Source organism: Pseudomonas sp., from assembly GCF_048269965.1.
Taxonomy (GTDB): Bacteria; Pseudomonadota; Gammaproteobacteria; order Pseudomonadales; family Pseudomonadaceae; genus Aquipseudomonas.
This window is the reverse complement of sequence record NZ_JBLWTV010000009.1, coordinates 37,291-63,360: the sequence shown is the minus strand read 5'-3', so window position 1 is coordinate 63,360 and position 26,070 is coordinate 37,291. Positions and strand designations below refer to the sequence as shown.

At 64.2% G+C, this 26,070-nt stretch carries 21 protein-coding genes and 2 pseudogenes; 17 read left to right on the top strand and 6 right to left on the bottom strand.

Going from position 1 to position 26,070, the window contains the following annotated elements:
- Positions 1–473: 473 nt before the first annotated feature.
- The 17 genes and pseudogenes from ACN0X6_RS12570 (at position 474) to nahK (ending at position 21,098) form a co-directional block, all read left to right on the top strand.
- Positions 474–1,400 (top strand): LysR substrate-binding domain-containing protein, encoded by a 927-nt coding sequence (locus ACN0X6_RS12570; RefSeq protein WP_417704321.1) that lies wholly within the window; start codon positions 474–476, stop codon positions 1,398–1,400.
- 414 nt (positions 1,401–1,814) lie between these two features.
- Positions 1,815–3,005, top strand: a complete 1,191-nt coding sequence (locus ACN0X6_RS12565; RefSeq protein WP_417704320.1) for an aromatic ring-hydroxylating oxygenase subunit alpha — start codon at positions 1,815–1,817, stop codon at positions 3,003–3,005.
- Positions 3,006–3,018: 13 nt separating this feature from the next.
- Positions 3,019–4,464 (top strand): aldehyde dehydrogenase family protein, encoded by a 1,446-nt coding sequence (locus tag ACN0X6_RS12560; RefSeq protein WP_417704318.1) that lies wholly within the window; start codon positions 3,019–3,021, stop codon positions 4,462–4,464.
- A gap of 5 nt (positions 4,465–4,469) precedes the next feature.
- Positions 4,470–4,634: pseudogene (locus tag ACN0X6_RS12555) on the top strand (rubredoxin); the annotation flags it as partial.
- Complete coding sequence (locus ACN0X6_RS12550) at positions 4,623–5,876, top strand: FAD-dependent oxidoreductase (protein WP_417704504.1); 1,254 nt, start codon at positions 4,623–4,625, stop codon at positions 5,874–5,876. The pseudogene ACN0X6_RS12555 and the gene ACN0X6_RS12550, both read left to right, overlap by 12 nt.
- 10 nt (positions 5,877–5,886) lie before the next feature.
- Positions 5,887–7,215, top strand: coding sequence for an NAD(P)/FAD-dependent oxidoreductase (locus tag ACN0X6_RS12545; RefSeq protein ID WP_417704316.1), 1,329 nt, complete (start codon positions 5,887–5,889; stop codon positions 7,213–7,215).
- The gene (locus ACN0X6_RS12540) at positions 7,212–7,583 is read left to right on the top strand and encodes an ethanolamine utilization protein EutQ (protein WP_106735309.1); all 372 of its coding nucleotides are present in this window, start codon (positions 7,212–7,214) and stop codon (positions 7,581–7,583) included. Before ACN0X6_RS12545 ends, ACN0X6_RS12540 begins: the two co-directional genes overlap by 4 nt.
- A gap of 95 nt (positions 7,584–7,678) precedes the next feature.
- Positions 7,679–8,926 (top strand): M24 family metallopeptidase, encoded by a 1,248-nt coding sequence (locus tag ACN0X6_RS12535; protein WP_417704314.1) that lies wholly within the window; start codon positions 7,679–7,681, stop codon positions 8,924–8,926.
- 31 nt (positions 8,927–8,957) lie between these two features.
- Positions 8,958–9,209 carry a hypothetical protein gene (locus ACN0X6_RS12530; protein WP_417704312.1) on the top strand — a complete coding sequence of 84 codons (252 nt, stop codon included), beginning with the start codon at positions 8,958–8,960 and terminating at the stop codon, positions 9,207–9,209.
- A pseudogene (locus ACN0X6_RS12525) lies at positions 9,206–9,359 on the top strand (ethanolamine utilization protein EutQ); the annotation flags it as partial. The gene ACN0X6_RS12530 and the pseudogene ACN0X6_RS12525, both read left to right, overlap by 4 nt.
- Positions 9,360–9,447: 88 nt before the next feature.
- On the top strand, positions 9,448–10,710 hold the full coding sequence (locus ACN0X6_RS12520) for an MFS transporter (RefSeq protein ID WP_417704502.1): 1,263 nt from the start codon (positions 9,448–9,450) through the stop codon (positions 10,708–10,710).
- Positions 10,711–11,015: 305 nt separating this feature from the next.
- On the top strand, positions 11,016–12,569 hold the full coding sequence (locus ACN0X6_RS12515) for a BCCT family transporter (protein WP_417704310.1): 1,554 nt from the start codon (positions 11,016–11,018) through the stop codon (positions 12,567–12,569).
- 171 nt (positions 12,570–12,740) lie between these two features.
- Positions 12,741–15,131, top strand: coding sequence for a pyrroloquinoline quinone biosynthesis protein PqqF (gene pqqF, locus ACN0X6_RS12510; RefSeq protein ID WP_417704308.1), 2,391 nt, complete (start codon positions 12,741–12,743; stop codon positions 15,129–15,131).
- Between the two features lie 314 nt (positions 15,132–15,445).
- A complete protein-coding gene (locus ACN0X6_RS12505; RefSeq protein ID WP_417704306.1) occupies positions 15,446–16,630 on the top strand; it encodes a porin in 1,185 nt (394 codons plus the stop codon).
- Between the two features lie 72 nt (positions 16,631–16,702).
- On the top strand, positions 16,703–17,095 hold the full coding sequence (locus tag ACN0X6_RS12500; protein ID WP_417704304.1) for a hypothetical protein: 393 nt from the start codon (positions 16,703–16,705) through the stop codon (positions 17,093–17,095).
- Between the two features lie 267 nt (positions 17,096–17,362).
- Positions 17,363–18,526, top strand: coding sequence for a nitric oxide-sensing protein NosP (nosP, locus tag ACN0X6_RS12495; protein WP_417704302.1), 1,164 nt, complete (start codon positions 17,363–17,365; stop codon positions 18,524–18,526).
- On the top strand, positions 18,456–21,098 hold the full coding sequence (nahK, locus tag ACN0X6_RS12490; protein WP_417704300.1) for a hybrid sensor histidine kinase/response regulator NahK/ErcS': 2,643 nt from the start codon (positions 18,456–18,458) through the stop codon (positions 21,096–21,098). The genes nosP and nahK overlap by 71 nt, the downstream gene beginning before the upstream one ends.
- 156 nt (positions 21,099–21,254) lie before the next feature.
- Here the strand turns inward: nahK and ACN0X6_RS12485 are convergent, their stop codons facing one another.
- The 6 genes from ACN0X6_RS12485 to ACN0X6_RS12460 all read right to left on the bottom strand — a co-directional run bounded on the left by ACN0X6_RS12485 (position 21,255) and on the right by ACN0X6_RS12460 (position 25,988).
- The gene (locus tag ACN0X6_RS12485) at positions 21,255–21,674 is read right to left on the bottom strand and encodes a GNAT family acetyltransferase (protein WP_417704298.1); all 420 of its coding nucleotides are present in this window, start codon (positions 21,672–21,674) and stop codon (positions 21,255–21,257) included.
- Between the two features lie 194 nt (positions 21,675–21,868).
- Positions 21,869–22,534: a response regulator transcription factor gene (locus ACN0X6_RS12480; RefSeq protein ID WP_017363255.1), complete on the bottom strand. Its 666-nt coding sequence runs from the start codon at positions 22,532–22,534 to the stop codon at positions 21,869–21,871.
- Between the two features lie 23 nt (positions 22,535–22,557).
- On the bottom strand, positions 22,558–23,133 hold the full coding sequence (locus ACN0X6_RS12475; RefSeq protein ID WP_417704297.1) for a PQQ-dependent catabolism-associated CXXCW motif protein: 576 nt from the start codon (positions 23,131–23,133) through the stop codon (positions 22,558–22,560).
- A gap of 247 nt (positions 23,134–23,380) precedes the next feature.
- Positions 23,381–24,172 (bottom strand): ABC transporter permease, encoded by a 792-nt coding sequence (locus ACN0X6_RS12470; protein ID WP_196475011.1) that lies wholly within the window; start codon positions 24,170–24,172, stop codon positions 23,381–23,383.
- The gene (locus tag ACN0X6_RS12465; RefSeq protein ID WP_417704295.1) at positions 24,169–25,026 is read right to left on the bottom strand and encodes an ABC transporter ATP-binding protein; all 858 of its coding nucleotides are present in this window, start codon (positions 25,024–25,026) and stop codon (positions 24,169–24,171) included. Before ACN0X6_RS12465 ends, ACN0X6_RS12470 begins: the two co-directional genes overlap by 4 nt.
- A complete protein-coding gene (locus tag ACN0X6_RS12460) occupies positions 25,023–25,988 on the bottom strand; it encodes a YVTN family beta-propeller repeat protein (RefSeq protein WP_417704293.1) in 966 nt (321 codons plus the stop codon). Before ACN0X6_RS12460 ends, ACN0X6_RS12465 begins: the two co-directional genes overlap by 4 nt.
- Positions 25,989–26,070: the final 82 nt, after the last annotated feature.

The following is a 26,070-nucleotide window of genomic DNA, read 5'->3' as shown; positions in this document are numbered from 1 at the left end:
CGGACCGTTGCCCGGGAGATTGGAGGCATAACCCGCATGAACGAGTTGATTGCAACTGCGCCCCATCAACAGGCTGCAGTCACTGCCGAAGTCAGCCAACACCTGAGAGCTGTCGAACAGTAGTCGAGCGCAATTTACAGGACGCACACGTACTGGATTGCAATGCAGCCACCTGGCCGGCCGATTGAGCATGCGAGTTCTACCCCGTTAACACGGGCGTTTTCCAGAGACATGTGGGATGACGCGTTCTGACGTGTTGACGGGGTTTTCAGGCAAGAAACGCTGGCGCGGCGCTGTTCTACTGGTATCCGTCGCGCAGTGGCGCAACTGCGGGCGGCGGTGTGCAAGTCTACCCGAGCTGTGACTTTTCTCTCGCGACGTGTATCGGTTTAACGCTACAAGCTGCATGCTTCAGGTCGAGCCGCTCCCCAGACAGCGGCCAAATAACAACAACGCCTGCGTGAATTGCCTGCATGAAGATTCAACCTCTGCCCCCACTCAATAGCCTGGTGGCGTTCGAGTCGGCCGCGCGAAACCTGAGTTTCACTCTCGCGGCCAAGGAATTGAACGTCACCCAGGGTGCGATCAGCCGACAGGTGCGCCTGCTCGAGGACTACCTCGGCAAGACCCTGTTCGAACGCACCACCCGCGAGATCAACCTCAGCCCGACCGGCAGTCACTACTACGACACGGTGCGCGAAGCCCTGTTGCAACTGGCCCATGCCACCGGCGAGATCCGTCACTGGCGTGGCGCGCAGCAGGTCACGGTGGTGACCAGTACCGCCATGGCCTCGCTCTGGCTGTTGCCGCGTGTGGCCGAGTTCCAGCGTGACAACGAAGAGGTGGACCTGCGCATCATCGCCTACGACCACGTCAAGGATTTCTCCCGCCTGGACTGCGACCTGGCGCTGTACTACTGCCGCACGCCGCCGAAGAACATGCAGGTGACGTCGCTGTTCGCCGAAGAGGTGTTTCCCGTGTGCAGCCCCGGTTACCTGGCCAAGCACCCGGATTTCTGCGAGCCGACGCAGCTGGCCACCGGCACCTGGTTGTGGTTGGAAGATCCGCAGCGCGACTGGATCAGCTGGCCGGAGTGGTTCCAGCGCATGGGCTACAAGGCGCGCGAGCCGCGCCATCGGATCAATATCAACAGCTACTCGATGCTGATCCAGTCGGCGCTTAGCGGGCAGGGTATCGCGCTGGCCTGGTCGAACCTGGTCGACAACCATCTGCAGACCGGCGCACTGGTGCGGCCCATCGATGTCACGCTGCACACCGACGCACAGTTCTGCCTGCTCGAACCGCTGGGCCGCAGCAGTCGGCAGAGTGTGCAGCGCTTTCGCAACTGGTTGATGGAGCAGGTCGCCAGCGTGCCCGGTGATGAGGTGCAGGCAGGTTGAGACGAGCCTGCCGCAGGCTTTTGACCTGAGGCAGGCCGTAGGTCGCCGGCAGCACGGGCGATCAGTGAGAGGTACGGTGCTGCGCTGGTGGCGTAGAACCGCTGCGCAGCAGGCAGCCTTTACCGGGTTGGCGAGTGCCTGCGGAGCGTTGCGCAGTGGCGGCAAGATGGCACTGCCAGCACCACCGGACAAACCATTTCTCGTCATGAGTCGATGAGCTCATGGCATGGATGAGGCCGCGTATTTGCTGGGTTTAGTCATCCTTCGGCACTGACATTTATGATTTTTAGTCATAAATGTCAGTGCAAAAAATCGTTTGTCGAACAATCCCCTGCTTTTCGACACTGGTGCCCAACGAGCAGCGCCCGAACGCTTGCCGATCACCACCACCGTGCCTTGCAGGGGATAACAACAATGACTCAAGCCACTTCTCAGCAAATCCCAGTGCGTCAGCTGGAAACCGTACTCGCGCCGATCCACGAAGCCACCGGCCTGTCCAACGCGTTCTACACCGATCAGAAGCTGTTCGAGCTCGAGCGCGACCAGATCATGGGCAAGACCTGGGCCTGCGTTGGTTTCGCCAGCGACCTGAGCCAGAACGGCTCGGTCAAACCGGTCGATTTCATGGGCCTGCCGCTGCTGCTGATGCGCAACCGTGAAGGCCTGGTGCAGGTATTCCACAACGTCTGCAGCCACCGTGGCATGAAGCTGGTGGAAGAGGCCGGCACCGTGCAGGGCGTGATTCGCTGCCCCTACCATTCCTGGACCTACGACCTCAACGGCGGCCTCAAGGGCACGCCGCACGTCGGTGGCATCGACAAGCACAAGGATGAGCGCTTCGCCTGCGAGAAGCATGGCCTCAAAGCCATTCGCAGTGCCATCTGGATGGACATGGTGTTCGTCAACCTGTCTGGCGATGCGCAGCCGCTGGAAGAGATGCTGGCGCCGCTGACCGCGCGCTGGAGCCAGTTCCTCGGTGACGATGGCATGAACCTGATGCGCCGCCGCGCCAACATGGATGCCACCACCCTGGACATCGCCTGCAACTGGAAGCTGGCCGTGGAGAACTACTGCGAGGCGTACCACCTGCCGTGGGTTCACCCGAGCCTGAACACTTACTCGCGCCTGGAAGATCACTACAACATCCTCTTCGACGAGCAGTTCGCTGGCCAGGGCAGTTACGCCTATAACCTCTCGGACGTTGCCGGCACCCACCTGCCGCAGTTCCCAAGCTGGCCGCAGGACCGCCTGCGCAATGCCGAGTACGTGGCCTTCTTCCCCAACGTGCTGCTGGGCATCCAGGCGGACCACGCCTTCGCCATGCAACTCGAGCCAGTCGCACCGGGCCGTACCATCGAACACCTGCGTCTGTTCTATGTCGGTGACGAGGCGCTGAGCGACGAGTACGCCGCCTGCCGCAACGCGATTCTGGAATCGTGGAAGGTGGTCTTCGCCGAGGACATCGCCTCGGTCGAAGGCATGCAGAAGGGCCGTCACTCGCCGGGTTATGGCGGCGGTGCGTTCTCCCCGGAAATGGATATCCCGACTCACTACTTCCACCAGTGGGCCGCGCGCAAGTTGCTGGCCATCGCGCAGAACGCCTGAGGAGAAGACCGCCATGTATCCGATTGCCTCTCACTGGCTCAATTACATCGATGGTGTCTGGGTCGACAGCGCCCAGCACCTGAGCGTGAACAACCCCGGCACCGCCGAGCCGCTGGCGACCATCGCCCAGGCGACCGTCGAAGACGCCGAGCGAGCCCTGCTGGCGGCGCGTCGCTGCGCCGACAGCGGTGAGCTGACTCGCGCCCGACCGGCGCAGCGGGTCAGTTGGCTGCTGCGCATCGCTGAGGAAATCCGTGCGGTGGCGGACGAGGGCGCCTGGGTGCTGTGCCAGGAGAATGGCAAGAGCATCAACGATGCCCGCGACGAGTTCATCGAGGCTGCACGCTACTTCGAGTACTACGCCGGCATGGCGGACAAGATCGAGGGCACCTCGATCCCGCTGGGCAACGGCTACATGGACTTCACCGTCTACGACCCCATGGGCGTGTCGGCGCAGATCGTGCCGTGGAATTTCCCGGTGTCCATCTGCGCTCGTTCCCTGGCGCCGGCGCTGGCTGCCGGTAACGCGGTGGTGATCAAGTCGCCGGAGCTGTCGCCGCTGGGCATGTGCGTGCTGGTGCGCGCCATCGTCAAGGCTGGTTTACCGCAGGGCGCGATCAACCTGATCTGCGGCCGTGGCCGCGAGGTCGGGGCGTATCTGGTGAGCAGTGCCAAGGTCGACCAGATCGTTTTCACCGGCTCGGTACCCACCGGCCAGTCGATTCTCCGTGATGCGGCGGCCAACGCCATTCCCAGCGTCATGGAGCTGGGCGGCAAATCGGCGGCCATTGCCTTTGCCGATGTCGACCGCAAGCAACTGCTGGCCAGCGTCAAGAGCGGCATCTTCTTCAATGCCGGGCAGGTCTGCTCGGCCATGTCGCGCCTGTTGGTTCAGCGCGAGATCTACGAAGACATCGTCCAGGCGGTGGTCGAGCTGGCCGAAGGGCTCAGCGTCGGCCTCGGCCAGGACAACCCGGACCTCACCCCGGTGGTCAGCGCCGGACAACTGGCCAGCATCGAAACCCTGTGTCGGCGCGCAGTCGATGAGGGCGCGGTACTGGCCACCGGTGGCGAGGCTCATGGCGAACTGGCCGGGCACTTCATGCGCCCGACAGTGTTCCGTGACGTGCGCGCGGACATGTGCATCGCCCAGGAAGAGGTGTTCGGCCCGGTGCTGGCGATCATTCCCTTCGACAGCGAAGAACAGGCCATTGATATTGCCAACGGCACCGATTTCGGTCTGGTCGCTGGCGTGTTCACTCAGGACATCAGCCGTGCCATGCGCTGCGTGCGGCGCCTGCGCGCCGGCCAGGTATTCGTCAACGAATGGTATGCCGGCGGTATCGAAACGCCGTTCGGCGGCGTCGGTCTGTCCGGTTTCGGCCGCGAGAAGGGCCAGGAAGCGCTGTACAGCTACGTACGCACCAAGAACGTCGCCATTCGCGTGGCGGGGGAGTGAGCGCAATGTTCAAGACCTGGCTCTGTGTGGTCTGCGGCCTGATCTACGACGAGGCCTTGGGCTGGCCGGACGACGGCATCGTCGCCGGCACTCGTTGGGAAGACGTACCGGCGGACTGGAAGTGCCCGGAGTGCAAAGTCGGCAAGGAAGATTTCGAGATGCTCGATATCAGCCCGGTAGTCGCCGCTGCGGCAGCGCCGCTCAGCACGCCGCTGCCGGTGCCGCCGCAACCGCTGCAGGCGGTGGCGGCCGAGGTGCGTCAGCCTATCGTCATCATCGGTAGCGGTTATGCCGGTTATGGTCTGGCCCAGGCCCTGCGCCGCGCCGATGCCGAGGTAGACATTCGCGTGCTGACTCAGGAATCCGGCCACCTGTATTCCAAGCCGGCGCTGTCCATCGGCCTGGCTCAGGGCAAAAGCGCTGACGCGCTGGCCGGTGAATCGGCGCTGGCCATCGAGAAGCGCCTGAAGATTCGCGTCTACCCGCATTGCACGGTGGAGCGCATCGACACCACGGCGCGGCGCCTGCACACCAATATCGGTGAGATGGAATACGGCCAACTGGTCCTGGCCAGCGGTGCCGCACCGATTCGCCTGCCCATCGAAGGGGCCAGCGATGCGCTGATCAGCGTCAACAACCTGCATGACTATCGCAGTTTCCGCGAGCGCTTGATCGGCGTGCGGCGCGTGGCGATTCTCGGCGATGGTCTGATCGGCTGTGAGTTCGCCAACGACCTGGCAGCCAGCGGTTTTCAGGTTAGCGTCATCGGCCTCGGCAAATGGCCGATGGAGCGTCTGCTGCCGGCCGAAGCCGGGCAGCATCTGCAAAACGCGTTGGCAGAGCTGGGCGTCAGTTGGCACCTGCAGAACACCGTGCGTCGTGTCGACGCGCTGGAGCAGGGCTATCGCCTGACCCTGGCCAATGGCGAAAGCCTGGAGGCCGATCTGGTGCTATCGGCTGTCGGCCTGCAACCCAATCTGGGCCTGGCCAAAGGCGCCGGGTTGGCCGTGGGTCGTGGGATTCGGGTCGATGCTCAGCTGCAGAGCTCGCAACCAGGCATCTACGCCCTGGGCGATTGCATCGAAGTCGATGGGCAATTGCTGCCGTACCTGGCACCGATCAATCAGGGCATTGCCGCCCTTTGCAAGACCTTGCTCGGCCAGCCGACGACGGTGAGCTATCCGCTGATGCCGGTGACGGTGAAAACCCCGGCCGCGCCCCTGTGCCTGCTGGCACCGGCACCCGGCACTGCCGGTGAATGGCGCTGCACGCCGAGCGCCGATGGGCTGAGCGCCGGTTTCTACGATGCTCAGGGGCTGGCGTGCGGCTTCGTCCTGCTCGGACGACAGGCACAGACCCAGCGCAACAGCTGGCTGCAAAGCTGCCAGAACGCACAACGATCAGTGGCCTGAGGGCACGCGCATGAGCAAGCAAATCAATCTGCCCCATGACGACAGCAGCTGCGGCTGGTACGCCGCGCTGGCGCAGCAACCCGCGTGCAAGCGCCTGCAAGGCGAGCAACGTGCCGACTATACGGTGATCGGCGCCGGTTTCGCCGGCCTGGCCGCTGCGCGTCGCCTTGGCGAGCTGCTGCCGGATAAACGCATCATCCTGGTCGACGCCCAGCGTGTCGGCCAGGGCGCTTCCGGGCGCAACTCAGGTTTCGTCATCGACCTGCCGCACAAATTCGCTCTGGAACATCCCGACCCGGCCCACAAGCAGCGTCTGCTGTCGCTCAACCGCGCTGCCATCGCCCAACTGCAGGGGTTGATCGAGCGCCACGGGATCGACTGCCAGTGGTCCCACGCCGGCAAGTACCAGGGCGCGGTGGGTCCGCGTGGCCTGGCGTATCTGCAACACTTCGAGCAGTTGCTGAAGAACCTTGGCGAACCCTTTCGCCTGGTCGAGCGTGACGAGCTGGCGCAGGTGCTGGGCAATACCTATTACAGCCGCGCGATCTTCACGCCGGGCTGCTATCTGATGCAGCCGGCAGCACTGGTCACCGGGCTGGCGCGCTCGCTACCGGACAATGTCGAATTGCTGGAAGAGTCGCCCATCACCGGTCTGCAACGCGACGGGCAGGGCGGCTGGCTGCTGCAGGGTAGCCAGGGCACGATTCGCACCGAGCAGCTGCTGCTCGGCACCAGCATCTTCACCCAGGAGTTCGGTTACCTGCGCAACCGTCTGCTGCCGGTGATGACCTTCGCCAGCTGGACGCGTCCGCTGAGCGATGGCGAACTGGCGGCCTATGGCGGTCAGCTCGACTGGGGGCTGACCCCTGCCGATCACGCCGGCACCACGGTGCGCATGACCCAGGATCGCCGCCTGATCATCCGCAACACCTACAAGCACGTGCCGAAGTACGGCAAGAGCACCAGCGACGCCATGCGCGAGTCGGTGCGCGCCGACCATCGCAAGGCCTTCCTGGCGCGCTTCCCGCAGCTGGCCGATGTGCCGTTCAGCCACACCTGGGGCGGTGTTTACGCGATCTCGCGCAACTTCACCAACTTCTTCGGCGAACTGGAACCGGGCGTGTTCGCCTCGGCCTGCGACAATGGTGTTGGCGCGGCCTGGGGCACCATCTCCGGCACGCTGCTGGCGGAAATGGCGGTCGGCAGCGACTCGGCGCAGTTGCGCGATATCCAGGCCGTCACCGGCATGCCGTCGCTCAATCCGCCTGAGCCATTTCTCGGCCTGGGCGTGCGTTCGCGCATTCGCCTGGCGGCCTGGAACAGCCGGAGCGAGCTATGAGTCAGGTCGTTTCCGGGAAAGGCCCGGTGCTGTTGGTCGATCACCATGACCTGGATTTCACCCCACGCGGCGGGCCGCCCGGCGCCGCCTTCGTGGCGCGGGCGATCAGCAACGAGATCTCGCCGAACATCGGTATCGGTTTCGCCCGCTGGGAAGGCGCCGAGGTGGCCTGGACCCTGCTGTACGACGAGGTGATCTTCGTCATCGAAGGCTGCTTCGAGCTCCAGGCCAATGGTCAGCTGTATCGTGTTCAGCCGGGGCAGTTGCTGTGGATTCCCGAAGGCACCGAGCTGGTCTACGGCGGCCATGCGCTGTTCGGTTACGTGGTCCATCCGGGGGACTGGAAACAACGGCATGGTCTGGATTAGGCGGGGCGGCCTATGGTCCCGCTTTGCTGGCCGGCGCGCAGATGGAGCACTTCGGCTCCGGCGGCGTCCACTTTCATCCCTCAGGAAGTCTAGCCATGTTCGAAAACAAGAATAAGTATCTGGCCGACGAGGTCGCCACGCAGCCACTGCGCAATCCGGTCAGCGTCGAGACCCATAGGGCTGCTCGCGCCTATCGTTTGCAGCGAGTGCGTCAGCAACTCAAGGCCGCCGATTGCGCGGCCATACTGCTGTATGACCCGGTGAACATCCGCTACGCCACCGACACCTCCAACATGCAGGTGTGGACGCTGCATAACTACGCCCGCTATGCGCTGGTGTTCGCCGATGGGCCTGTGGTGCTGTTCGAGTTCCACAACTGCGAACACCTGCACCAAGGCAACGAACTGCTCGACGAGATACGTCCAGCGATCAACTGGAGCTATTTCGGTGCCGGCTCGCGCATCGGCGAGAAGGCTCTGGACTGGGCCGACGATATCCAGGCGGTGATTCGCCAGCATGCTGGAGACAAGGTTCGCCTGGCAGTGGACAAGGCCGACCTGGAAGGCTTCGACCTGCTGCGCGAGGCTGGCCTGACTCTGATAGAAGGGCACAGCCTGACGGAGCAGGCACGGCGGATCAAATCCCCCGAGGAGTTGGAATTGATGCGCTGGACCATCGCCGTGTGCGAGCGCGGCATCCAGCGTATGCACGATGCACTGCGCCCCGGCATGACCGAGAACGAGCTCTGGGCCTGGCTGCACTACGAGAACGTTCGCCACGGTGGTGAATGGATCGAAACCCGCCTGCTGGCCTCAGGGCCGCGTACCAATCCCTGGATGCAGGAGTCCAGTGACCGCGTGATGCAGGAAGGTGAGATCGTCTGCTTCGACACCGACCTGATCGGCCCGTACGGTTACTGCGCCGACATCTCTCGAGCCTGGACTGTCGGCCACGTTTCCCCCAGCGCCGAGCAGCGCAAGCTCTATCGTCTGGCCCATGAACAGGTACAGCACAACATGGCGTTGTTGCGTCCGGGCTTGAGTCACCGCGAGTTCGTCGAGCAGTCCTGGGAAATTCCGCCGGCCTATTGGCACAACCGTTATTGCTGTGTCGTGCACGGCGTCGGCCTGGTCGACGAGTACCCGGCTCTGGCGCACAAGGGGGCCGATTGGACCAGCAGCGGCTACGACGGGGAATTCGAGGAAAACATGGTGCTTTGCGTGGAGAGCTATATCGGCGAGCAGGGCGGCAAGGAGGGCATCAAGCTGGAGCAGCAGGTACTGATCACCGCCAATGGCTGCGAAGCCCTGTCGCGCTACCCGTGGCAAACGGACTGGCTGTGATTGGGGTGGGCCACAGGAAGGGGGCACCACAGTGCGCATGATTCAGGATCGCCGTCGGATCATCCATAACACCTGCAAGCACGTGCCCGCGTACGGAAAGAGCCGCAGCGGCGCCATGCGCGATTCGGTATGCACCGACCATCGCAAGGCCTTCCTGGCGCGCTGCCCGCAGTGGGCCAATGTGCCGCTCAGCTATTTCTTCGGCGAGCTGAAGCCGAGCTTGCTTGCCTCTGTCTGCGACAAGGGTGTCGGCGCGCCCTGGAACAGTCGGAGCGAGCGATGAGCCAAGTCGTTTCCGGGAAAGGCCCGGTGCAACTGGTCGATCACCATCGATCTGGCGTTCCTCCCGCACGGCGGTCCACCCGGCGCCGCTTTCGTGGCGCAGGCGATCAGCAACGAGAGCTCGCCGAACATCGGCATCGGGTTCGCCCGCTGAGAGGGTTGCCTATGGTCCCGTTTTGCTGCGCGCCCGGCTCAGGCGTGGTGGTTATTCGTGAGAAAGGGGTGAGCAATTGCTCGGACTGACCCAGGCGTTCGCTGCACTCTATCTAGCCAGTCTGCTGATGCAACTCGGCTCGACCCTGCTGATGACCTATCTGGCGCTGCGCCTGACCGCTGGCGGCGTCGCCGAATTCTGGGGCGGCGCGCTGATGGCAGCCAATGCCCTGGGCATGGTGGTTGGCGGCAAGGTCGGCCAGGTACTGATCGGCCGTGTCGGTCATATCCGTACCTACGTGGCCTGCTCCGGCATCATCTGCGCGGCGGTGCTGACGCATGCCTTCAGTGAGGCATTGCCGCTCTGGCTGTTGCTGCGATTTGTGGTCGGGGTGGCGATGATGTGCCAGCTGATGGTGGTGGAGAGCTGGCTCAACGACTGCGCGCAGAGCGACCAGCGCGGCAAGGTGCTGGGCATCTACATGGTCGCGGCCTACGTCGGCATGATGCTCGGCCAGCTGGCGTTGAGTATCGACGGCAATCTCGGCCTGCATGCGCTGCTTGGCGTGGTCATTGCCTTCGCCCTGAGCCAGGTGCCGGTGGCGCTGACCCGCAGTACCCATCCCGCCATACCGGGCTCCGAGCCGGTCGACCTGCGCCTGTTTTTGCAGCGAGTGCCGCAGTCGCTGATCACCGTGCTGATATCGGGGATGATCAACGGCGGCTTCTATGGGCTGTCGTCGATCTATGCCAGCCGACAGGGCCTGAGCACGGTCGAAGTGGGTCAGTTCATGGCCCTGGCGATCGCTGCCGGCTTGCTCGCACAACTGCCGCTTGGCTGGCTGTCGGATCGCCTGCCACGCGCCAGCCTGATACGCGGCGTGGCGGCGCTGCTGATTCTGACGTGCCTGCCGCTGGCGTTCTATCAGGAGCTGTCGTTCGCTGTGCTGCTGCTGTTCAGCGCCTGTATCGGCTTCCTGCAGTTCTGCCTGTATCCGCTGGGCGTTGCCCTGGCCAACGACAACATGGAGCCGCGCCTGCGCGTGTCACTGGCGGGCTTGTTGCTCGCCACCTTCGGTGTGGGCGCCTGTATCGGGCCGCTGCTGGCCGGTGCGCTGATGGGGTATTTCGGCGCCTCCAGTCTCTATCTGTTCTTCGCCATCAGCGCGGCCGTGCTGGCGGTTGCCGTGGGGCAGGGGCGCGTGACCGGCGAGCACCTGCAGGACGATGCGCCGCTGCAGCATCAGGCCACACCCAATGCCCTTGCCTGCACGACCCTGGCTGCGGTCATCGAGCCAGCGGTCAGCGTAGAGGCGCACGCCGAGGAAGCACCCAGCCAGAGGCTCTGAACGGTCCATCCCGATCAGCGAATGGATGCGCAAAGCTCAGCCAGAACGACGAGCCGGCAGGTGCCTGCCTGGCGGCTCGCCAGCGCCCGTTAAATATGGCTTTGACGCTTTTTAACGGTGCCCTGAATGAGCGTGCAGATTAATGATTAAAAGTCATAAGTCGCGCAGATTAAATGGTTTGTCGGTGGATTCTGGCCTGTTCGACTATTGATCATCCGCAGCGTTTACCGAGCCGCCAACTGCACCAGCAGGGCTCGGTCCGAATGCGGAGAAAACTATTACAAGAACAAAATCGAGGTGCGTGCATGAAGCCTATGGTGGCGCAAGACATGGTCGGTCGAGACTTCAATATCCGAGTGCTCGGCTTGAACTTCCATCGAGTCATATTCCCCGTTTCCTTCTCCATCATCCTGCTGCTGGTTCTCCTGGCACTTAGCAATCCCGTGGTCTTCGGCGAGACGCTGGAAGGCATCAAGGGCTGGATCCTGAAGAATTTCGACTGGTTCATCATCATCATGGGCAACCTGTCGGTGCTGTTCTGCGCCGGCCTTGCCCTGTCACCGCTGGGCAAGGTGCGCCTTGGTGGCCGTGATGCCAAACCCGAATTCAGCACCCTGTCGTGGTTCTCCATGATGTTCGCCGCCGGCATGGGCGTCGGTCTGCTGTACTGGGGCGTCGCCGAGCCGGTGGCGCAGTACACCGCGTGGTGGAAAACGCCGCTGAATGTGGCTGCCAGCACCCCGGAGGCTGCCCATGCGGCAATGGGCGCGACGCTGTATCACTGGGGCTTTCACCCCTGGGCGATCTACCTGACCAGCGCGCTGGTAGTGGGGTATTTCTCCTACAACAAGGGCCTGCCATTGTCGCTCAGCTCTGGTCTGCAGCCGCTGTTGGGACGCGGGCATCGTGGTTTGCCGGGGCAGATGGTCGACGTGTTCACTGTGGTGCTTAGCATCTTTGGCCTGGCCACTTCCCTCGGCCTGGGCGCGATGCAGGCCACGGCCGGTATTGCCCACGTGCTGGGCACACCGAACACCTTCGCCTTTCAATTGATGTTCATCGTCGCGGTCACGTGCCTTGCCGCATTCTCGCTGTGGCGCGGGCTGGATGCCGGGGTCAAGGTCCTCAGCAACATCAACATGCTGCTGGCGCTGGCGCTGTTCCTGCTGGTTGCGGTCGGTATTGGCGGCATGGCGTTCTTCTCCAACACCCTGAACGCAGCGGTCGACTACGGCCAGATGTTCCTGCCGCTGAGCAACTGGATCGATCGCCCCGATCAGGACTGGTTCCAGGGTTGGACGGTGTTCTACTGGGCCTGGTGGTGCACCTGGGGGCCGCTGGTGGGGATTTTCGTCGCTCGCGTTTCCAAGGGCCGCACCCTGCGCCAGATGGTGGGCATGGTGATGCTGGCACCGACGGTGGTGACGCTGCTGTGGTTCTCGGCCTTCGGTGGCGGCGCCATCGCCCAGGTGATCGATGGCAGCGGTGCCCTGGCGGCCGGCCTCGGCGACGTCAACATGGCCATCTTCCAGTTCCTGGAAATGCTGCCGCTGGCCAGCATCGGCTCGCTGCTGGTAGTTGCCCTGCTGGTGTTCTTCATGGTGACGTCGGTGGACTCCGGCGCGCTGGTGGTCGACAACCTGTCGGCCGGTGGCGATCCCGACACCCTGCCAGGGCAACGTGTGCTGTGGCTGGTGATGATCGCGCTGGTGACCGTCACGCTGTTCGTGATTGGCGGTGATACTGCGCTCAAGGGCATTCAGGCCGGTGCGGTTGCCATGGGGCTGCCGTTCATGGCGCTGATGCTGTTGCTGATGATTGGCCTGGTCAAAGGCCTTATCGAAGACTGCCGCAGCTAACCTCTGCCAGTTGATGCCCCGGCACCGGCCACAAGGCGGGTGTCGGGGCATTCGCGTTTCCGGGGGCACGGCTTCTTGCGACCAAAGGCGCGGTTTAACCAGCCCAAAGCAGCATTGCCTGGCGCTGGTACGTTGTCGAAGCTGGAAGGTACGCTACCCAGAGAACCCTCGATGAGCCTGCACGCTGCACCTTGTGCCCCTGTCCGGCGCCTGGCCAATGGCGCGCTGCTGTGCGCGCAGCAACAGCCCTGGGCGCAGCAGGTGGGGTTGTGTCTGCGGGTGGCCGCGGGCAGTCATGACGAGCCAGCGGTCTATCCTGGCCTGGCGCATTTTCTCGAACATTTGCTGTTTCTCGGTAGCCGCGATTACCCGAGCGACCAGGGTTTGATGGCCTTCGTTCAGCACCATGGCGGGCTGGTCAATGCCTCGACCCAGGCGCGGCATACCGATTTCGTCTGTGAGCTGCCGGGCGAGTTGCTGCAGCCGGCGCTGACGCGTCTGCTGGATATGCTCTGCCAGCCGCTGCTGGAGATCGACGCGCAACTGCGCGAGCGCGAGGTGCTGCACGCCGAATACCAGGCGCGTACTCAGGATGCCGACAGTCGCATCGATCATGCCCTGGGCCAGGCGCTCGCCGCCGGGCATCATTGCGGCGACTTTCTGGCCGGGGATCGCAGCACACTGGATGTGGAGTCGCCGCTGTTTCAGCAGGCGCTACGTGATCATCACCAGCGTCACTACCAGGCTCGGCAGATGTGCCTGACCCTGGTCGGGCCGCAACCGGCCGAGCAGTTGCTGGACATCGCCGAGGCGCTGCTCGGGGCCTTGCCGCCGGGCGAGGGCGCCGCCTGTTCCGTGCCGCCGGCCGACCTGCTGCCGCTGCGGGCGCCGTGCATGCACCTGCAACACATTCGTTCCGGGGTGTACCTGGGCGTTGCCGTTCAGCTCGATACTCGCGACCTGGACGCGTCATTGCAGTTGTTGCTGGATGCCCTGCATGATCCTGGACCCGGCGGCCTGCTGTCCGGCTTGCGTGAGCTGCAACTGTGTCGGCAGTTGCAGGCGCGGGTGCTGTATCGGCACGAGGGGCAATGCCTGCTGCGTCTGGACTTTCCGGGTGCCACAGCGGAGCAGGGCGCGACCTTGCGCGAGGTTTTACGGAGTTGGGCTGCGCAGTTGCATGGCCATGCAGACTGGCCGCTGCGGCTGCAGCACCACCAGCAGGCCGCCGCGCTCAGGTTGCTCGGGCTCAGCCCGTTGGCGCTGGCCAGGGAGCTGCAATCGCCTGCTCAGGACGATAGTCACACCTTGCGCGGCCTGAATGCCTTGCTGGCTTGCCTGGCTCGCGGTGACGGACTCATCGAATTGCAGTGCAGTGAGCAGGCGCAGCCCCAGTGGCCGGCAATCGGATTGGCGTTGCCATTGCAGGCCTTGCCGATGCAGGCAGCGGCGTCGGTACCGAAGCGCGAATGGCGGCTGCCTGGCAATGATCCGTTGCTGGCTGGTGCTGCCGTGAAGTCGGCCGTTCTGCCGCTGGCCGCGATGCGACATCATCCAGGGCAGGCCGAAGGTGGGCCGGCTTCCCTTTACTGGCGTGGCCCCTGTTCAGGCACCGGTGAGGCGGCTGTCATGGAGGCGGGTTTGCTGGCGCGCAGCGCTGATCTGCGCTGGCGCGGTGAGCGGCTTGGCATCGACAGCCAGTTGAATGTGCAAGCAACGGGCTGGACCCTTTCATTACGTGGGCCCGCGCCGCTGTTGCCAGATTTCAGCGCACGGCTGGTGGCGCTGCTGTTGGCGCCTGTCGATGAGCCGGCTGCGCCCACTTCCCAGGGCATGCTGCTACGAGCGCTGCTGCAGCGTTTGCCGCTGCTCTGCGAGCTGCCCGTGGTATCGCGGCTGGAAGGGCTGAGCATCGGGCTTGGGGCGAGTGAACAGGCGCAACTGACCGAGCTGTGCGCAGCTGTCGAGGCGCTTGCGGATCTGCCGCTCACGCCACGCATCGAGACCGGGATCGACTGGCATCAGGTCGCGCAGCCAGGCACGGATGCCGCGTTGCTGTTGTTCTGCCCGCTGCCTGCCGGCGATGCCTGTACCGAGGCCGCCTGGCGCCTGCTCGGGCAGGTACTGCAGGGGCGTTTCTACCAGCGCCTGCGTGGCGAGTTGCAATTGGGCTATGCCTTGTTCGCCGGTTTCCGCCAGGTGGAAGGCTGTCGGGGGTTGCTGTTTGCCCTGCAGTCGCCGGTGTGCGAGGCAGCTGGCATCTTCGACCATATCCGCTCTTTTCTGGGCGAGCAGCGTCAACTGCTCGCAGCGCTGGACGACGCAGCCGTGTCGCGATACCGCGATGCTCTGCAGCCCGCACTGAGCCCAGCCAAGGCTAACCTGCCGCGTGCCGAGCAGCTGTGGCAGCTGCATCTGGCCGGCTTGCCCGAGGTGCACCTGCAACGGGTGCAGCAGGCGCTGGTCGACTTGACCTCTAGCGATCTGCTGCGAGCACATGAGCAGTTGCTAAGCGCCCGCGACTGGCGTGTGCTCGCCAGCGGAGCACCGTCGCCGGCCTAACTGCACCGTTTTTCCTCCCGCTCTCCATTCCGATATGCAGGCCTGGGCGCTTTGCGTTTGCCTGCAGACGTTTGCCTATTTCCCTTTGTGCAGCGCCTTGTGTGCACGTCTACGCCCTTGGGCTGGCCCGGTACTACGACCTTTCTCCCACTACCGGTAGCAGGTCGGTCGCGAGCCGGCGGGAGCGGCCCGGTAGCGCTCGGCCAAAGCAGCAGCGAACCACTGCCAAGGCAGCGTATGGCGCGCCGGACCTGCTTTCGATAATCGCCTCCGACACGACTGCCCTGGCGGTCGCCACTCAAGCGGAGAGCGTTATGCACAACAACAAGATCGCCATCACTCGACTTCTGCCCCTGACCCTGGCCACTGCCGTCGCGCTGGCGACTGCGCAGCAGGCTGCCGCCGAGATCGTCCTGTACGACAAGGACGACACCACGTTTTCCACCGACGGCTATATCAACGCCTTCTATGTCAACAGCGACGTGGATCGTGACGGCGAGCAGTTCGACCGTCGCCAGTCGCGGGTGAAGATGGGCTTTCTGCCCAACTGGATCGGCTTCAACTTCGGCAAGCAGATCGACGATCTGAAACTGACCGGCCGCTCGTCCTTCTGGGTCACCATCAACGACAGCGAAACCAACGGCACCGATACCGCCATCGACGTACGTCAGTTCTACGGCACCGTTTCCAGCCCGGAGTGGGGCGAGGTGCTGGTGGGCAAGGACTTCGGCCTGTTCTCGCGCTCCAACATCTTCCTCGACGAGCTGCTGGCCGGTTACGGTAACGTCTCCGACACCCTGGGTCTGGTGGACGGTACCGGCGTGTCGTTCGGCAACATCGGCACCGGCTACCCGTATCCGTTCCCGACCTCGCAGATCACCTACCGCAACAACAACCTGGCCGAAGGCCTGCGCGTCGCGGTCGGCATCATGGACCCGGTCGACACCAACGACGACAGCGCCACTGGCAAGGCCTACCAGGAAAACCCGCGCTTCGAATCGGAAGTCAGCTACCAGTTCGACGTGGGTGACTCGACCATCTACACCTGGGTCAACGGCGCCTACCAGACTTCCGAGAACACCGATGACACCGTCGACAGCGTAACCTCAAAGGGCCTGGGCTATGGCGTGCAGGCCAAGCTCGGCGGCCTGTCGCTGACCGGTTCGGGCTTCCAGGCCAAGGGCATCAACCCGTTCTTCACCAACAACCTGGGCGAGCCGACCCTGCGTGATATCGACAGCGACGGTTACCTGCTGCAGGGCTCCTACACCTGGGGCAAGAACCGTGTGGCGTTGTCCTACGGCAAAACCGAGGACGACGGCAACGGCCTGGGCGTGGCGGCGGACTACGAGACCCGTGGCATCGCCTACTTCCGCACCATCAACGACAACCTCAAGCTGGTCGCCGAGTACAACCAGTACCAGATCGATGCCGCCGAAGGCAGCGGTCTGAACGAGGACACCGACACCTTCGCCGTCGGTGCGGTACTGAGCTGGTAAGCAAGGCGGCTAGCAGATGACGGGAGGCCCTGGAGCCTCCCGTTCTTTTAGGGATCGAAAGAGAAAAACCTGATGATCGGACTCTGGAGCGAATCGGCTCAAACCTACCTGCTGGTGCTGGCGATCAGCACCACATTGGTATTCGCGCTGCCCATCTTCCTCGTGCCGCTGACCTGGGCCCGCCTGATGCGTTGGCGCATTCCGCAGGACATCGACCTGGCGGTGTATTTCGGGCGTTGCCTGGGCGCCTTCATCCTCATCGTCGAGGCCCTGATGCTGCGCGCCGCGCTGACCGGCGAAGCGCTGCACACCACCTTCGAGGTGCTGGCAGCGGTGGCCCTGCTGATGGTGCTGGTGCATGTGCACGGCGCGATCAAGCGCATTCAGCCGTGGACGGAAACCCTGGAGATCGCCTTCTACGCCGGGATGTTCGTGCTGACCCTGATGTTCTGGCCGGCTCTTTAAGAACGCTGGTGATAACGAACCGGGCTGCATCAGGTGTAGGGCGGGTGCAACCCGCCATTACGTCTCTGGCGGGTTGCACCCGCCCTACCTATTGAATTGCAGCTCGCGCTCGAGCCAGGTACGGCATGATCAAGGTGGTGGCGTGCGTCGCGTACTGCTTCGCGAGTACGCCCTTCGGATCGACTACCCAGTACTCAAGTAGCATGGGGCGGCCAGCGCCGGCTTCGTAGAATTTCCCCATGATCAGCAGGTGCATTGGGGCGTGATATGGCCTTGCAACAGTCGGACGGCGTGCTCAGCGCCGTATCCAGCACGAAGGATGTGGAATTGGCCGCTCAGGAACTGGCACGCCAGCTGATCCACCCTTATCTCGGTTTCGTGTTGTTCTTCTGCTCGGCCGAGTACGACCTCGACGGCCTCGGCCAGGCGCTGGAGGCACACTTCGGTGGCGTCAGCCTGGTCGGCTGCACCAGTGCCGGCGAGATCACCCCGCAGGGCTACGGGCGTGGTTGCGTGGTGGCGCTGGGCTTCGACCTGCGCTGCTTTTCCATCGCCAGCGTGCTGATCGACGAGATGGAACGTTTCAACCTGCTCGACGCGCAGCAACTGGTCGATGGTCTGGTCAAGGCCTGTCGCAGCAACGAGCTGGCCTCGATCAAGGGTCACAGCTTCGCCCTGACCCTGCTCGACGGCCTGTCCAGCCGCGAAGAACTGGTGCTCGGCGCACTCAGTGCAGCGCTGGGCAGCATCCCGCACTTCGGCGGGTCGGCCGGCGACGACAACCACCTGACTCACACCCACGTCTACCACGGCGGCCGCTTTCACAGTGGCGCGGCGGTGGTGGTGCTGTTCAACACCTGGCTGGAGTTCGAGGTGTTCAGCACCCATCACATCCAGCCCCGAGCGGAAAAACTGGTGGTGACCCGTGCCGACAGTGCCACGCGCCGGGTGTACGAACTCAATGCCGCGCCGGCCGCGCAGGAATATGCCGACCTGATCGGCGTGCCGGTTGAGGCCCTGGATCTGCGTGCGTTCGCGGCCTATCCGCTGGCGGTGCGGATCAGCGATCACTATTACGTACGCTCGATCCAGCAGGTGCATGACGACCTCAGCCTGACCTTCTACTGCGCGGTGGAGAACGGCATCGTCCTCACCGCCATGCATCCTGGGCCGCTGCTGCCCAACCTGCAGCAGCTGTTCGCCGGGCTCGAGCAGCGCCTCGGTCCGCTGCTGCTGACCATCGGCTGCGACTGCTTCCTGCGCCGCCTGGAGATCGAGAACGATGGCGGTGTCGAGTCGGTCGCCACACTGCTGCGCCAGCAGCGGGTGATCGGCTTCAACACCTATGGAGAGCAGTTCAATGGCATGCACATCAACCAGACCTTTACCGGTGTCGCCATTGGCCGACCTGTTGGGCGTGCCGAGCGCTGAGCTGCAGGCCCACTGTGCGGCGCTGGAGCAGGAGAACGCCAAGCTCAAGCGCATCAATGCCGCGCTGATCGAACGGGTCGAGTCGATCCACTCGCGGGGCGACGATGCCTACGCGGCCTTCCGGCATTCGGTGGTGCTCTCCGAGCAGGTGCGTGAGCGCACCGACGCACTGAATCAGGCGATGGCCGAACTGAAATCCAGCAACCAGCTGCTCAGCGATGCGCGGCTGCGTGCCGAGACCGCGCACCAGCACCTGATCGACGCCATCGAGAGCATCTCCGACGCCTTCGTGCTGTTCGATGATCGGCAACGTATCGTGCTGTTCAACAGCCGCTTCAAGGCCCTGTGGGCGCGCAGCCGTGCGCGCATCGGCACCGGCACGCGGCTGGAGGAGATTCGCCGCCTGAGCCGCAGCACCGGCCTGGTGGTGGAGGCGCAACTGGGCAAGGAGGGCGAGCCGAGCCTGTTCCGCCTGCAGGACGGGCGCTGGGTGCAGGTCAGCGAACGACCGACCCGCGAAGGCGGGCTGGTGATCCTCTATACCGACATCACCGAGGTGAAGCAGAGCGAGGCGCTGCGCCGCGAGCAGGCCCTGGCGCAGAAGTCACGCCTGCTGCAGCGCGCGGTCGACAACCTGTCGCAGGGCATGGCCATGGTCAATGCCGAGGGCGCGCTGGAACTGTGGAACCACCGTTTTCTCGAACTCTGCGGCCTGGCGCCGATCAACGCCCATCGGCCGTTCGCCGAAGTCATGGCGGAAAGCGAGCTGCAGCTACTGACCCCGGACAGTCGAGATGCCGTCGGCAAACCGCTGCGCCAGGTGGAGGTGCGCCTGTTCGATGGGCGCATGCTCGAAGTGCGCACCCATCCGCTGCCTACCGGCGGCTTCGTCAACACCTTCACCGATATCACCGAGCGTCATCGCCAGGCCCAGGCGCTGAGCGATAGCGAGCGCTGGATTCGCCTGATCACCGACCACGTGCCGGCGCTGATCGCCTACCTGTCGGCCGACCTGGTCTACGAGTTCACCAACAAGGTCTACGAGCAATGGTACTGCTGGCCACGTGGCGCCATGCTCGGCCAGAGCTTGCGCGACGTGCACAGTGAGGAGCATTGCCAGCGCCTGGAGCCTTACGTCGAGCTGGCCCTGTCCGGCGAGAGCGTGACCTTCGAGTTCGCCGAAACCAACCACAACGGTCAGGAGCGCTACATGCTGCGTTCCTACGTGCCCAACCGCCAGGCCAGCGGCGAGGTGGTCGGCATCTTCGTGCTGATCCGCGACATCACCGAGCGCCGCCGCACCGCCGAGGCGCTGCACCAGGCCTACCAGCACCTGGAGCAGCGCGTGCGCGAGCGTACCGCCGAGCTGACCACAGTCAACGACCAGTTGCGCCGCGAGATCGATGAGCGCACGCAGATGGAGGCGCGCCTGCGTGAGGCCAAGGGTGAGGCCGAGCAGGCCAACCTGTCCAAGACCAAGTTCCTCGCTGCCGTCAGCCATGACCTGCTGCAGCCGCTCAATGCGGCGCGGCTGTTCACCAGTGCCTTGCTGGAGAAGAACGACCTGTCCGGCTGCGCGCCGCTGGTGCGCAACGTCAGCAACTCACTGGAAGACGTCGAGAGCCTGCTCGGCACGCTGGTGGACATTTCCAAACTCGATGCCGGGGTGATCAAGCCGGATATCGCGCCGTTTGCCGTCAGCGAGCTGCTGGAGAACCTGGCCGCCGAGTATCACCAGATCGCCGGTAGTGAGGGTTTACGTCTGGACTATCTGCCCAGCTCGGCTCTGGTGCGCAGCGATGTGCAACTGCTGGCGCGCATCCTGCGTAATTTCCTCAGCAACGCCATTCGCTACACCGCCAGCGGGCGCATCCTGCTGGGCTGCCGACGGCGCGGCAACAGCCTGTCCATCGAGGTCTGGGACACCGGCATCGGCATCGCCCAGGACAAGCTCGGCGAGATCTTCCAGGAGTTCAAACGCGGCGACAACGTGCAGCGCAAGCAGGATCGCGGCCTGGGCCTGGGTCTGGCGATCGTCGAGAAAATCGCGCGCATGCTCGGCCACCGCATCCGCGTAGCGTCGCAGCTGGGCAGAGGGTCGATGTTCGCCGTGGAAGTGCCGCTGACCCGTCGCGCCCCGCGCGCGCGTGCCGTGCAGGACAGTCCGGACCAGTTGCTCGAACGCCTCAGCGGTGCGCGGGTCTGGGTGCTGGATAACGATGCGGCGATCTGCGCGGGCATGCGCACCCTGCTCGAGGGCTGGGGCTGCCGGGTGGTCACGGCGCTGAGCGAAGAAGACCTGGCGCGCCAGGTGGACAACTACCACGCCGAGGCCGACCTGCTGATTGCCGACTACCACCTCGATGACGAGCGCAATGGCGTCGATGCCGTGGCGCAGATAAACGCCCGACGCAGCGCGCCGCTACCGGCGTTGATGATCACCGCCAACTACAGCAACGAACTCAAGCAGCAGATGCGCGAGCTCGGCCACAGCCTGCTGCACAAACCGGTGCGGCCGATGAAGCTGAAGGCGGCGATGAGTCACCTGATGGAGCGCGGAGCGGGGGCTTGAAATGGTCGTTCGCCCCGGTGCGCACGGCGCACCCTGCGATTCAGCGATACGCCAAAGATATCGACGGTTGCGATGGCCCCGTAGCCCGGATGTAATCCGGGAAGGATCAGGCCGTTCTGCCCCGGATTGCATCCGGGCTACGATACGGGCGCGCCGTCAATCATCCGCGATCAGGCGTTTGCCCAGGCTGACGGATGCATCGACCTTGTAGCCAAGCCGCTCGTAGAAGGCCAAAGCTGCCGCGTTGGTGTCGCGCACCTGCAGGCTGAGTTTGGGGCAGCCCAGGACCAGCAACTGTTCTTCGACATACGCCATCAACTGACGGGCCAGGCCCTGCTGGCGTTGCTGCGGGCACACCGCCAGGTAGTTGACCCAGCCGCGATGCCCCTCGTAACCGGCCATGGCCGAGGCCACCAGCCTGCCGTCGATCTCACCCACCAGAAACAGCTCCGGTTGCACCTGTAGCTTGCGCTGGATGTCCTTGTACGGATCGTTCCAGGGGCGGACCAGGTCGCAGCGTTGCCAGAGATCGACGACGGCGGCTTCGTCGGTGAGCCGGAAGGGGCGGATGTGCATGGTGGACTCCATCAGAACCAGTGCAAAGTCTGCTGCCTGGAATGCAGGCATTCAGGCAAAGCCGCCGTTTTAGCATGGGTTGATGACGGGCGTCAGGACAACCTCGTCCGTCACTTCCGCGAAGGTGGGAGCCCAGGCGCTTTTCGGTTTCTGGCTTGCCGCCTGCGCAGGAATCGCAGCCAAGCTATCGGGTGCTAACGCCGCAGGTAGGAGGCGAAGTCGATATCGCCGGCCGAGAGTATCGCCTGCACCCGGTTATGCACGCCGAGCTTGCGCAGAATGGCCGAGACGTGAGCTTTGACCGTGGTTTCGGCGATATCCAGGCTGTAGGCGATCTGCTTGTTCGACTCGCCCTTGGTCATGCGTTCGAGTACCAGCAGTTGCTTACGCGTCAGCGCCTGCAGCAGTTCCGGGGCGATGCTGTGGTTGTCGTGGTGCTGGCGTGAGCTGCCGCTCTTCTGCGAGCGGATGATGTCCGGCGGCAGGTAGACGTTGCCGTCGAGAATCTGCGCGATGGCGTCGGTCATCTGCGCGCGTGGCGAGGACTTGGTGATGAAGCCCACTGCGCCATAGGTGATGGCCTGCAGCACGATCTGCTTGTCCTGCTCGGCCGAGACGATCACCACCGGAATGGTCGGTGCCTCGTTGCGCAGGTTCATCAACCCGCCCAGGCCGTGCATGCCAGGCATGTTCAGGTCGAGCAGGATCAGGTCCAGGTCGTCGTGGCTCTGGGTCAGCTCCAGGGCGCTGTCCAGGTCGGCGGTTTCCATGATCTCGCTGCCGGGAAAACCGTCGGCGATGACGTTGTGGATGGCTTCACGAAACAGCGGATGATCGTCGGCAATCAGAATCTTGTACATGGCCTTGCACCTCGTTGTTGTGATTATGGGGTGGCGGTGGGCGTGAGGAAAGCGGCAGGCAATTCGGCAGGTTGGGCGGGCACCAGAGGCAGGCCGGCCTGTTCCCAGGCATCGACGCCATCACGGTACCAGTAGAGCTGGCGATAGCCCATGGCATGGGCGCGGCGCGCGGCGTTCCAGCTCAACCAGCAATCGGAGCGGCAGTAGAACACGAAGGGTTGGCGCGTATCGCCACGGCTCTGCTGGTGCAGGTAGTAGGTGAAGTAGCGATGCCATTGCGGAGCCAGGTTGCCGTCGCCGGCATTGGCCAGCCACAGACTGCCGGGCAGGTTGGCGTGGGGCGCGTCCTCGATGAAGCGTCCTTGCACCCAGGGGCGACGGTAGACATCGATCAGGCGGGTATCCGGGCGCTCGGCGAGCAGCTTCTGCAGGGCGGGAGTATCGACGATCTGCACGCCTTCCAGGCTGGCTGGCGTGGGGCTGCGGTACTGGTTGCTGCGATAGCCATCGGTATCGAACAGCTCTTCGGCACGCACGATGCAGACCAGCAGCAGGGAGGCGAGCATCAGGCCCGCTTGCACGGGCAGACGGTACTTCATGGCAAGGTCTCTACTTATTGTTGTGCCGGTATTACAGGCCATGGTCGCAGGCTTGGGAATTCTACGTTGGAGAGGAAAAGCAGTACCAAAGTAGTAGAAGGGGCTGCTGGAACATGATTGCTCCCACGCTCTGCGTGGGAGCAGATGGAATGGCGCTCTGCGCCGGTGCTGACTGACCGGCAGGTTCGACGCCGGACGCGGAGCGTCCTGGGATGCGTTCCCACGCGGAGCGTGGGAACGATCATGATCAGCCCACCTTGCGCAGCGCCGCATGCTGCGGGTTGAAGCTGGCCACGGCGAGCAGCGTCAGCAGCGCGCTGAGGCCGGCGCAGATCAGCAGCGCATCGAGGTGCAGGCGCAGGTAGAGCGCGTTGCGCACCAGCTCCACGGCGTGGGTGAAGGGGTTGACCGCGCACAGCCAGTACAGCCACTCGCTGGACTCGCGCATCTTCCACAGCGGGTACAGCGCAGACGACAGAAAGAACAGCGGGAATATGACGAAATTCATCACCCCGGCAAAGTTCTCCAGTTGTCGTATACCGTTGGACAACAGCAGCCCCAGCGCGCTGAGTAGCAGCGCCACCAGCAGCAGCGCCGGCAGCGCGGCGAGCAGGCCCCAGACCGGTGGTTGCACGCCGTAGACCCAGGCGATGGCGAGGAAGGCATAGACCTGTAGCAGCGAGATCAGCGCCGTGGCCAGTAGCTTGGCCGCCAGCAGAAAGGCCCGTGGCAGGGGGCTGGTGAGCAGCACGCGCATGCTGCCCATCTCGCGGTCGTAGACCATCGACAGCGAGCCCTGCATGCCGTTGAACAGCAGGATCATGCAGGCCAGGCCCGGCACGATGTAGGTGTCGTAAGTGATGTAGGTGTCGTAAGGCTCGATGATGGCGATGCCCAGCGCGGCACGAAAGCCTGCGGCGAACACCAGCAGCCACAATAGCGGGCGTACCAGGGCGCTGAGAAAGCGCGAGCGTTGCAGCACGAAGCGCAGCCATTCGCGCAGGACGATGCCGCGCAGGCATTCCCAGTAAGCGGTCATGGGTGCTGCTCCTTTGCGCAATCTGTGGGGGTGGCCGGGCGGCGTTCCGCTTTAGCCGCGAGTTCTTCGATATTGTGGATCTCGCGGCTGAAGCCCCTCCCACAACTGGGCCGCAGCGCCTCGCGCACATGGCCACGGCCCAGCGCTTCGTCGCCGGTCAGGCGGGCGAAGCTGATGGCCAGGTCATCGCCGAACTGGCTGGCCTTGCCCCAGGCCACGCGCTCGCCACGGTGCAGGATCAGCAGGTCGTCGCTGGACTCGATCTCGTCCAGCAGATGGGTGGTCCACAGCACGCACAGGCCCTGCTCGCGGCACAGGTTGCGCACGTGCCGGCCCAGCGCCAGGCGGCTTGCCGGGTCGAGCCCGGAGCTGGCCTCGTCGAGCAGCAGCAGGCGCGGCTGGTGGAGCAGGGCGCGGGCGATCTCCACGCGACGCCGGTGGCCGCCATTGAGCGTGCGCACCTTGTCGTGGCGACGTTCGGCGAGATCCTGGCGCAGCAACTCCTCGTCGATGCGCACCTGCGCCTCTCGGCGCGGCATGCCGTGCAGCGCGGCGTGATAGGCGAGGTTCTGCTGCACCGACAGGTCCAGATCCAGCGTGCTCTGCTGGAACACCACGCCAAGCTGGCGCAGCGCCTGGCGCGGTTCGTCGCGCAGGCTGTGGCCGAAGATGCGGATATCGCCCTGCTGCAGGTCATACAGACGGGTGAGCAGGGCGATCAGGGTGGATTTGCCGGCGCCGTTGGGCCCGAGCAGGGCGCCGAAGCGCCCCGGCGCCAGCTCGAAGGCCAGGTCGCTGAGCGCCTGGCGCGCGCCATAGGCGAAACCGACGCCGCTCACCTCCAGGGCGTTCATGGCGTTACCACCACGCCCCAGGGGTAGCGACCGACCTTGATCGACTTGGTCACCTTGAGACTGTCGACGTCGATCACCGACACATCACCGCTGACGCCGTTGGTGGTCAGCAGGCGCTTCTGATCCGGGGTGAACGCCATGTGCCAGACGCGCCGGCCCACCAGCAGGTAGTCGAGAATCTCGAAGGTCCTGGCATCCACCACCGCCACATGGTTGGCCGGGCCGAGGGCGACGAAGGCGTATTTGCCATCGTCCGAAAGCTTCACGCCCACCGGCTGCACCTTGTCCGGGTGCACGCCCTTGATGGCGAAGTTGAGCACCTTGAGCACCTGGCGCGAGTCCACATCCAGCACCGTCACCGTGCCGCCAATCTCGGCCGAGGCCCACAGGCGTTTGCCGTCCTTCTCGAACTCGACGTGACGCGGGCGCTGGTCGACCAGGGTGTTGTCCACCAGTTGCTGGGTGCGGGTGTCGATCCAGTGCAGCATGTTGGTGGTTTCGCTGGTGTTGACCGCCCACTTGCCGTCCGGGCTCACCGCCATGCCTTCGGGCTCCACGCCCACTTCGATCTGTGCCAGCACCTCGTCGCTCTGCGCGTCGACCACCGTGACAAGGGCATCGTCCTCGTTGGAGATGTACAGCCAGCGGTCGTTGGGGTGCAGGGCGAACTGCTCGGGGTCGGCGCCGGAGGGCAGCTCCTTGATGATGGTGCGCGTGGCCAGGTCCATCACCTGCACGCGGTCCGAGTCGCTGGCGCAGATGTACAAGAGCGTGTTGTCGGAAGACAGCAGCAGCCCGCGAGGGCGCATGCCGACATCGAGGGTGGCGGTGACTTCGAGGCTGTCGAGGTCGATGACGCTGATGCTGTCATCCTTCTCGTTGGACACGTAGGCAGTGGCGGCGAAGGCCGAGTGGCAGGCCAGGCCGAAGGCGACGGCGCAGGCGAGACGGGTCAGACGCATGGGGTTGATCCTCTTGTTGTTGTCTTTGGCGGCGCGTTGTGTAGGAGGTGCGCGCGGCGCACCCTAGGGTTCGGTGTAGGTA

What these genes read in the sequence shown, in the direction of transcription:
- ACN0X6_RS12465 (WP_417704295.1), bottom strand. Translation starts at nt 25,026, where the DNA reads ATGAACGCCCTGGAGGTGAGCGGCGTCGGTTTCGCCTATGGCGCGCGC.
- nahK (WP_417704300.1), top strand. Translation starts at nt 18,456, where the DNA reads ATGGCATGCACATCAACCAGACCTTTACCGGTGTCGCCATTGGCCGAC.
- ACN0X6_RS12500 (WP_417704304.1), top strand. Translation starts at nt 16,703, where the DNA reads ATGATCGGACTCTGGAGCGAATCGGCTCAAACCTACCTGCTGGTGCTG.
- ACN0X6_RS12470 (WP_196475011.1), bottom strand. Translation starts at nt 24,172, where the DNA reads ATGACCGCTTACTGGGAATGCCTGCGCGGCATCGTCCTGCGCGAATGG.
- ACN0X6_RS12540 (WP_106735309.1), top strand. Translation starts at nt 7,212, where the DNA reads ATGAGTCAGGTCGTTTCCGGGAAAGGCCCGGTGCTGTTGGTCGATCAC.
- ACN0X6_RS12485 (WP_417704298.1), bottom strand. Translation starts at nt 21,674, where the DNA reads ATGCACATCCGCCCCTTCCGGCTCACCGACGAAGCCGCCGTCGTCGAT.
- ACN0X6_RS12560 (WP_417704318.1), top strand. Translation starts at nt 3,019, where the DNA reads ATGTATCCGATTGCCTCTCACTGGCTCAATTACATCGATGGTGTCTGG.
- ACN0X6_RS12505 (WP_417704306.1), top strand. Translation starts at nt 15,446, where the DNA reads ATGCACAACAACAAGATCGCCATCACTCGACTTCTGCCCCTGACCCTG.
- ACN0X6_RS12535 (WP_417704314.1), top strand. Translation starts at nt 7,679, where the DNA reads ATGTTCGAAAACAAGAATAAGTATCTGGCCGACGAGGTCGCCACGCAG.
- nosP (WP_417704302.1), top strand. Translation starts at nt 17,363, where the DNA reads ATGGCCTTGCAACAGTCGGACGGCGTGCTCAGCGCCGTATCCAGCACG.
- ACN0X6_RS12515 (WP_417704310.1), top strand. Translation starts at nt 11,016, where the DNA reads ATGAAGCCTATGGTGGCGCAAGACATGGTCGGTCGAGACTTCAATATC.
- ACN0X6_RS12550 (WP_417704504.1), top strand. Translation starts at nt 4,623, where the DNA reads ATGCTCGATATCAGCCCGGTAGTCGCCGCTGCGGCAGCGCCGCTCAGC.
- ACN0X6_RS12475 (WP_417704297.1), bottom strand. Translation starts at nt 23,133, where the DNA reads ATGAAGTACCGTCTGCCCGTGCAAGCGGGCCTGATGCTCGCCTCCCTG.
- ACN0X6_RS12565 (WP_417704320.1), top strand. Translation starts at nt 1,815, where the DNA reads ATGACTCAAGCCACTTCTCAGCAAATCCCAGTGCGTCAGCTGGAAACC.
- pqqF (WP_417704308.1), top strand. Translation starts at nt 12,741, where the DNA reads ATGAGCCTGCACGCTGCACCTTGTGCCCCTGTCCGGCGCCTGGCCAAT.
- ACN0X6_RS12570 (WP_417704321.1), top strand. Translation starts at nt 474, where the DNA reads ATGAAGATTCAACCTCTGCCCCCACTCAATAGCCTGGTGGCGTTCGAG.
- ACN0X6_RS12480 (WP_017363255.1), bottom strand. Translation starts at nt 22,534, where the DNA reads ATGTACAAGATTCTGATTGCCGACGATCATCCGCTGTTTCGTGAAGCC.
- ACN0X6_RS12460 (WP_417704293.1), bottom strand. Translation starts at nt 25,988, where the DNA reads ATGCGTCTGACCCGTCTCGCCTGCGCCGTCGCCTTCGGCCTGGCCTGC.
- ACN0X6_RS12545 (WP_417704316.1), top strand. Translation starts at nt 5,887, where the DNA reads ATGAGCAAGCAAATCAATCTGCCCCATGACGACAGCAGCTGCGGCTGG.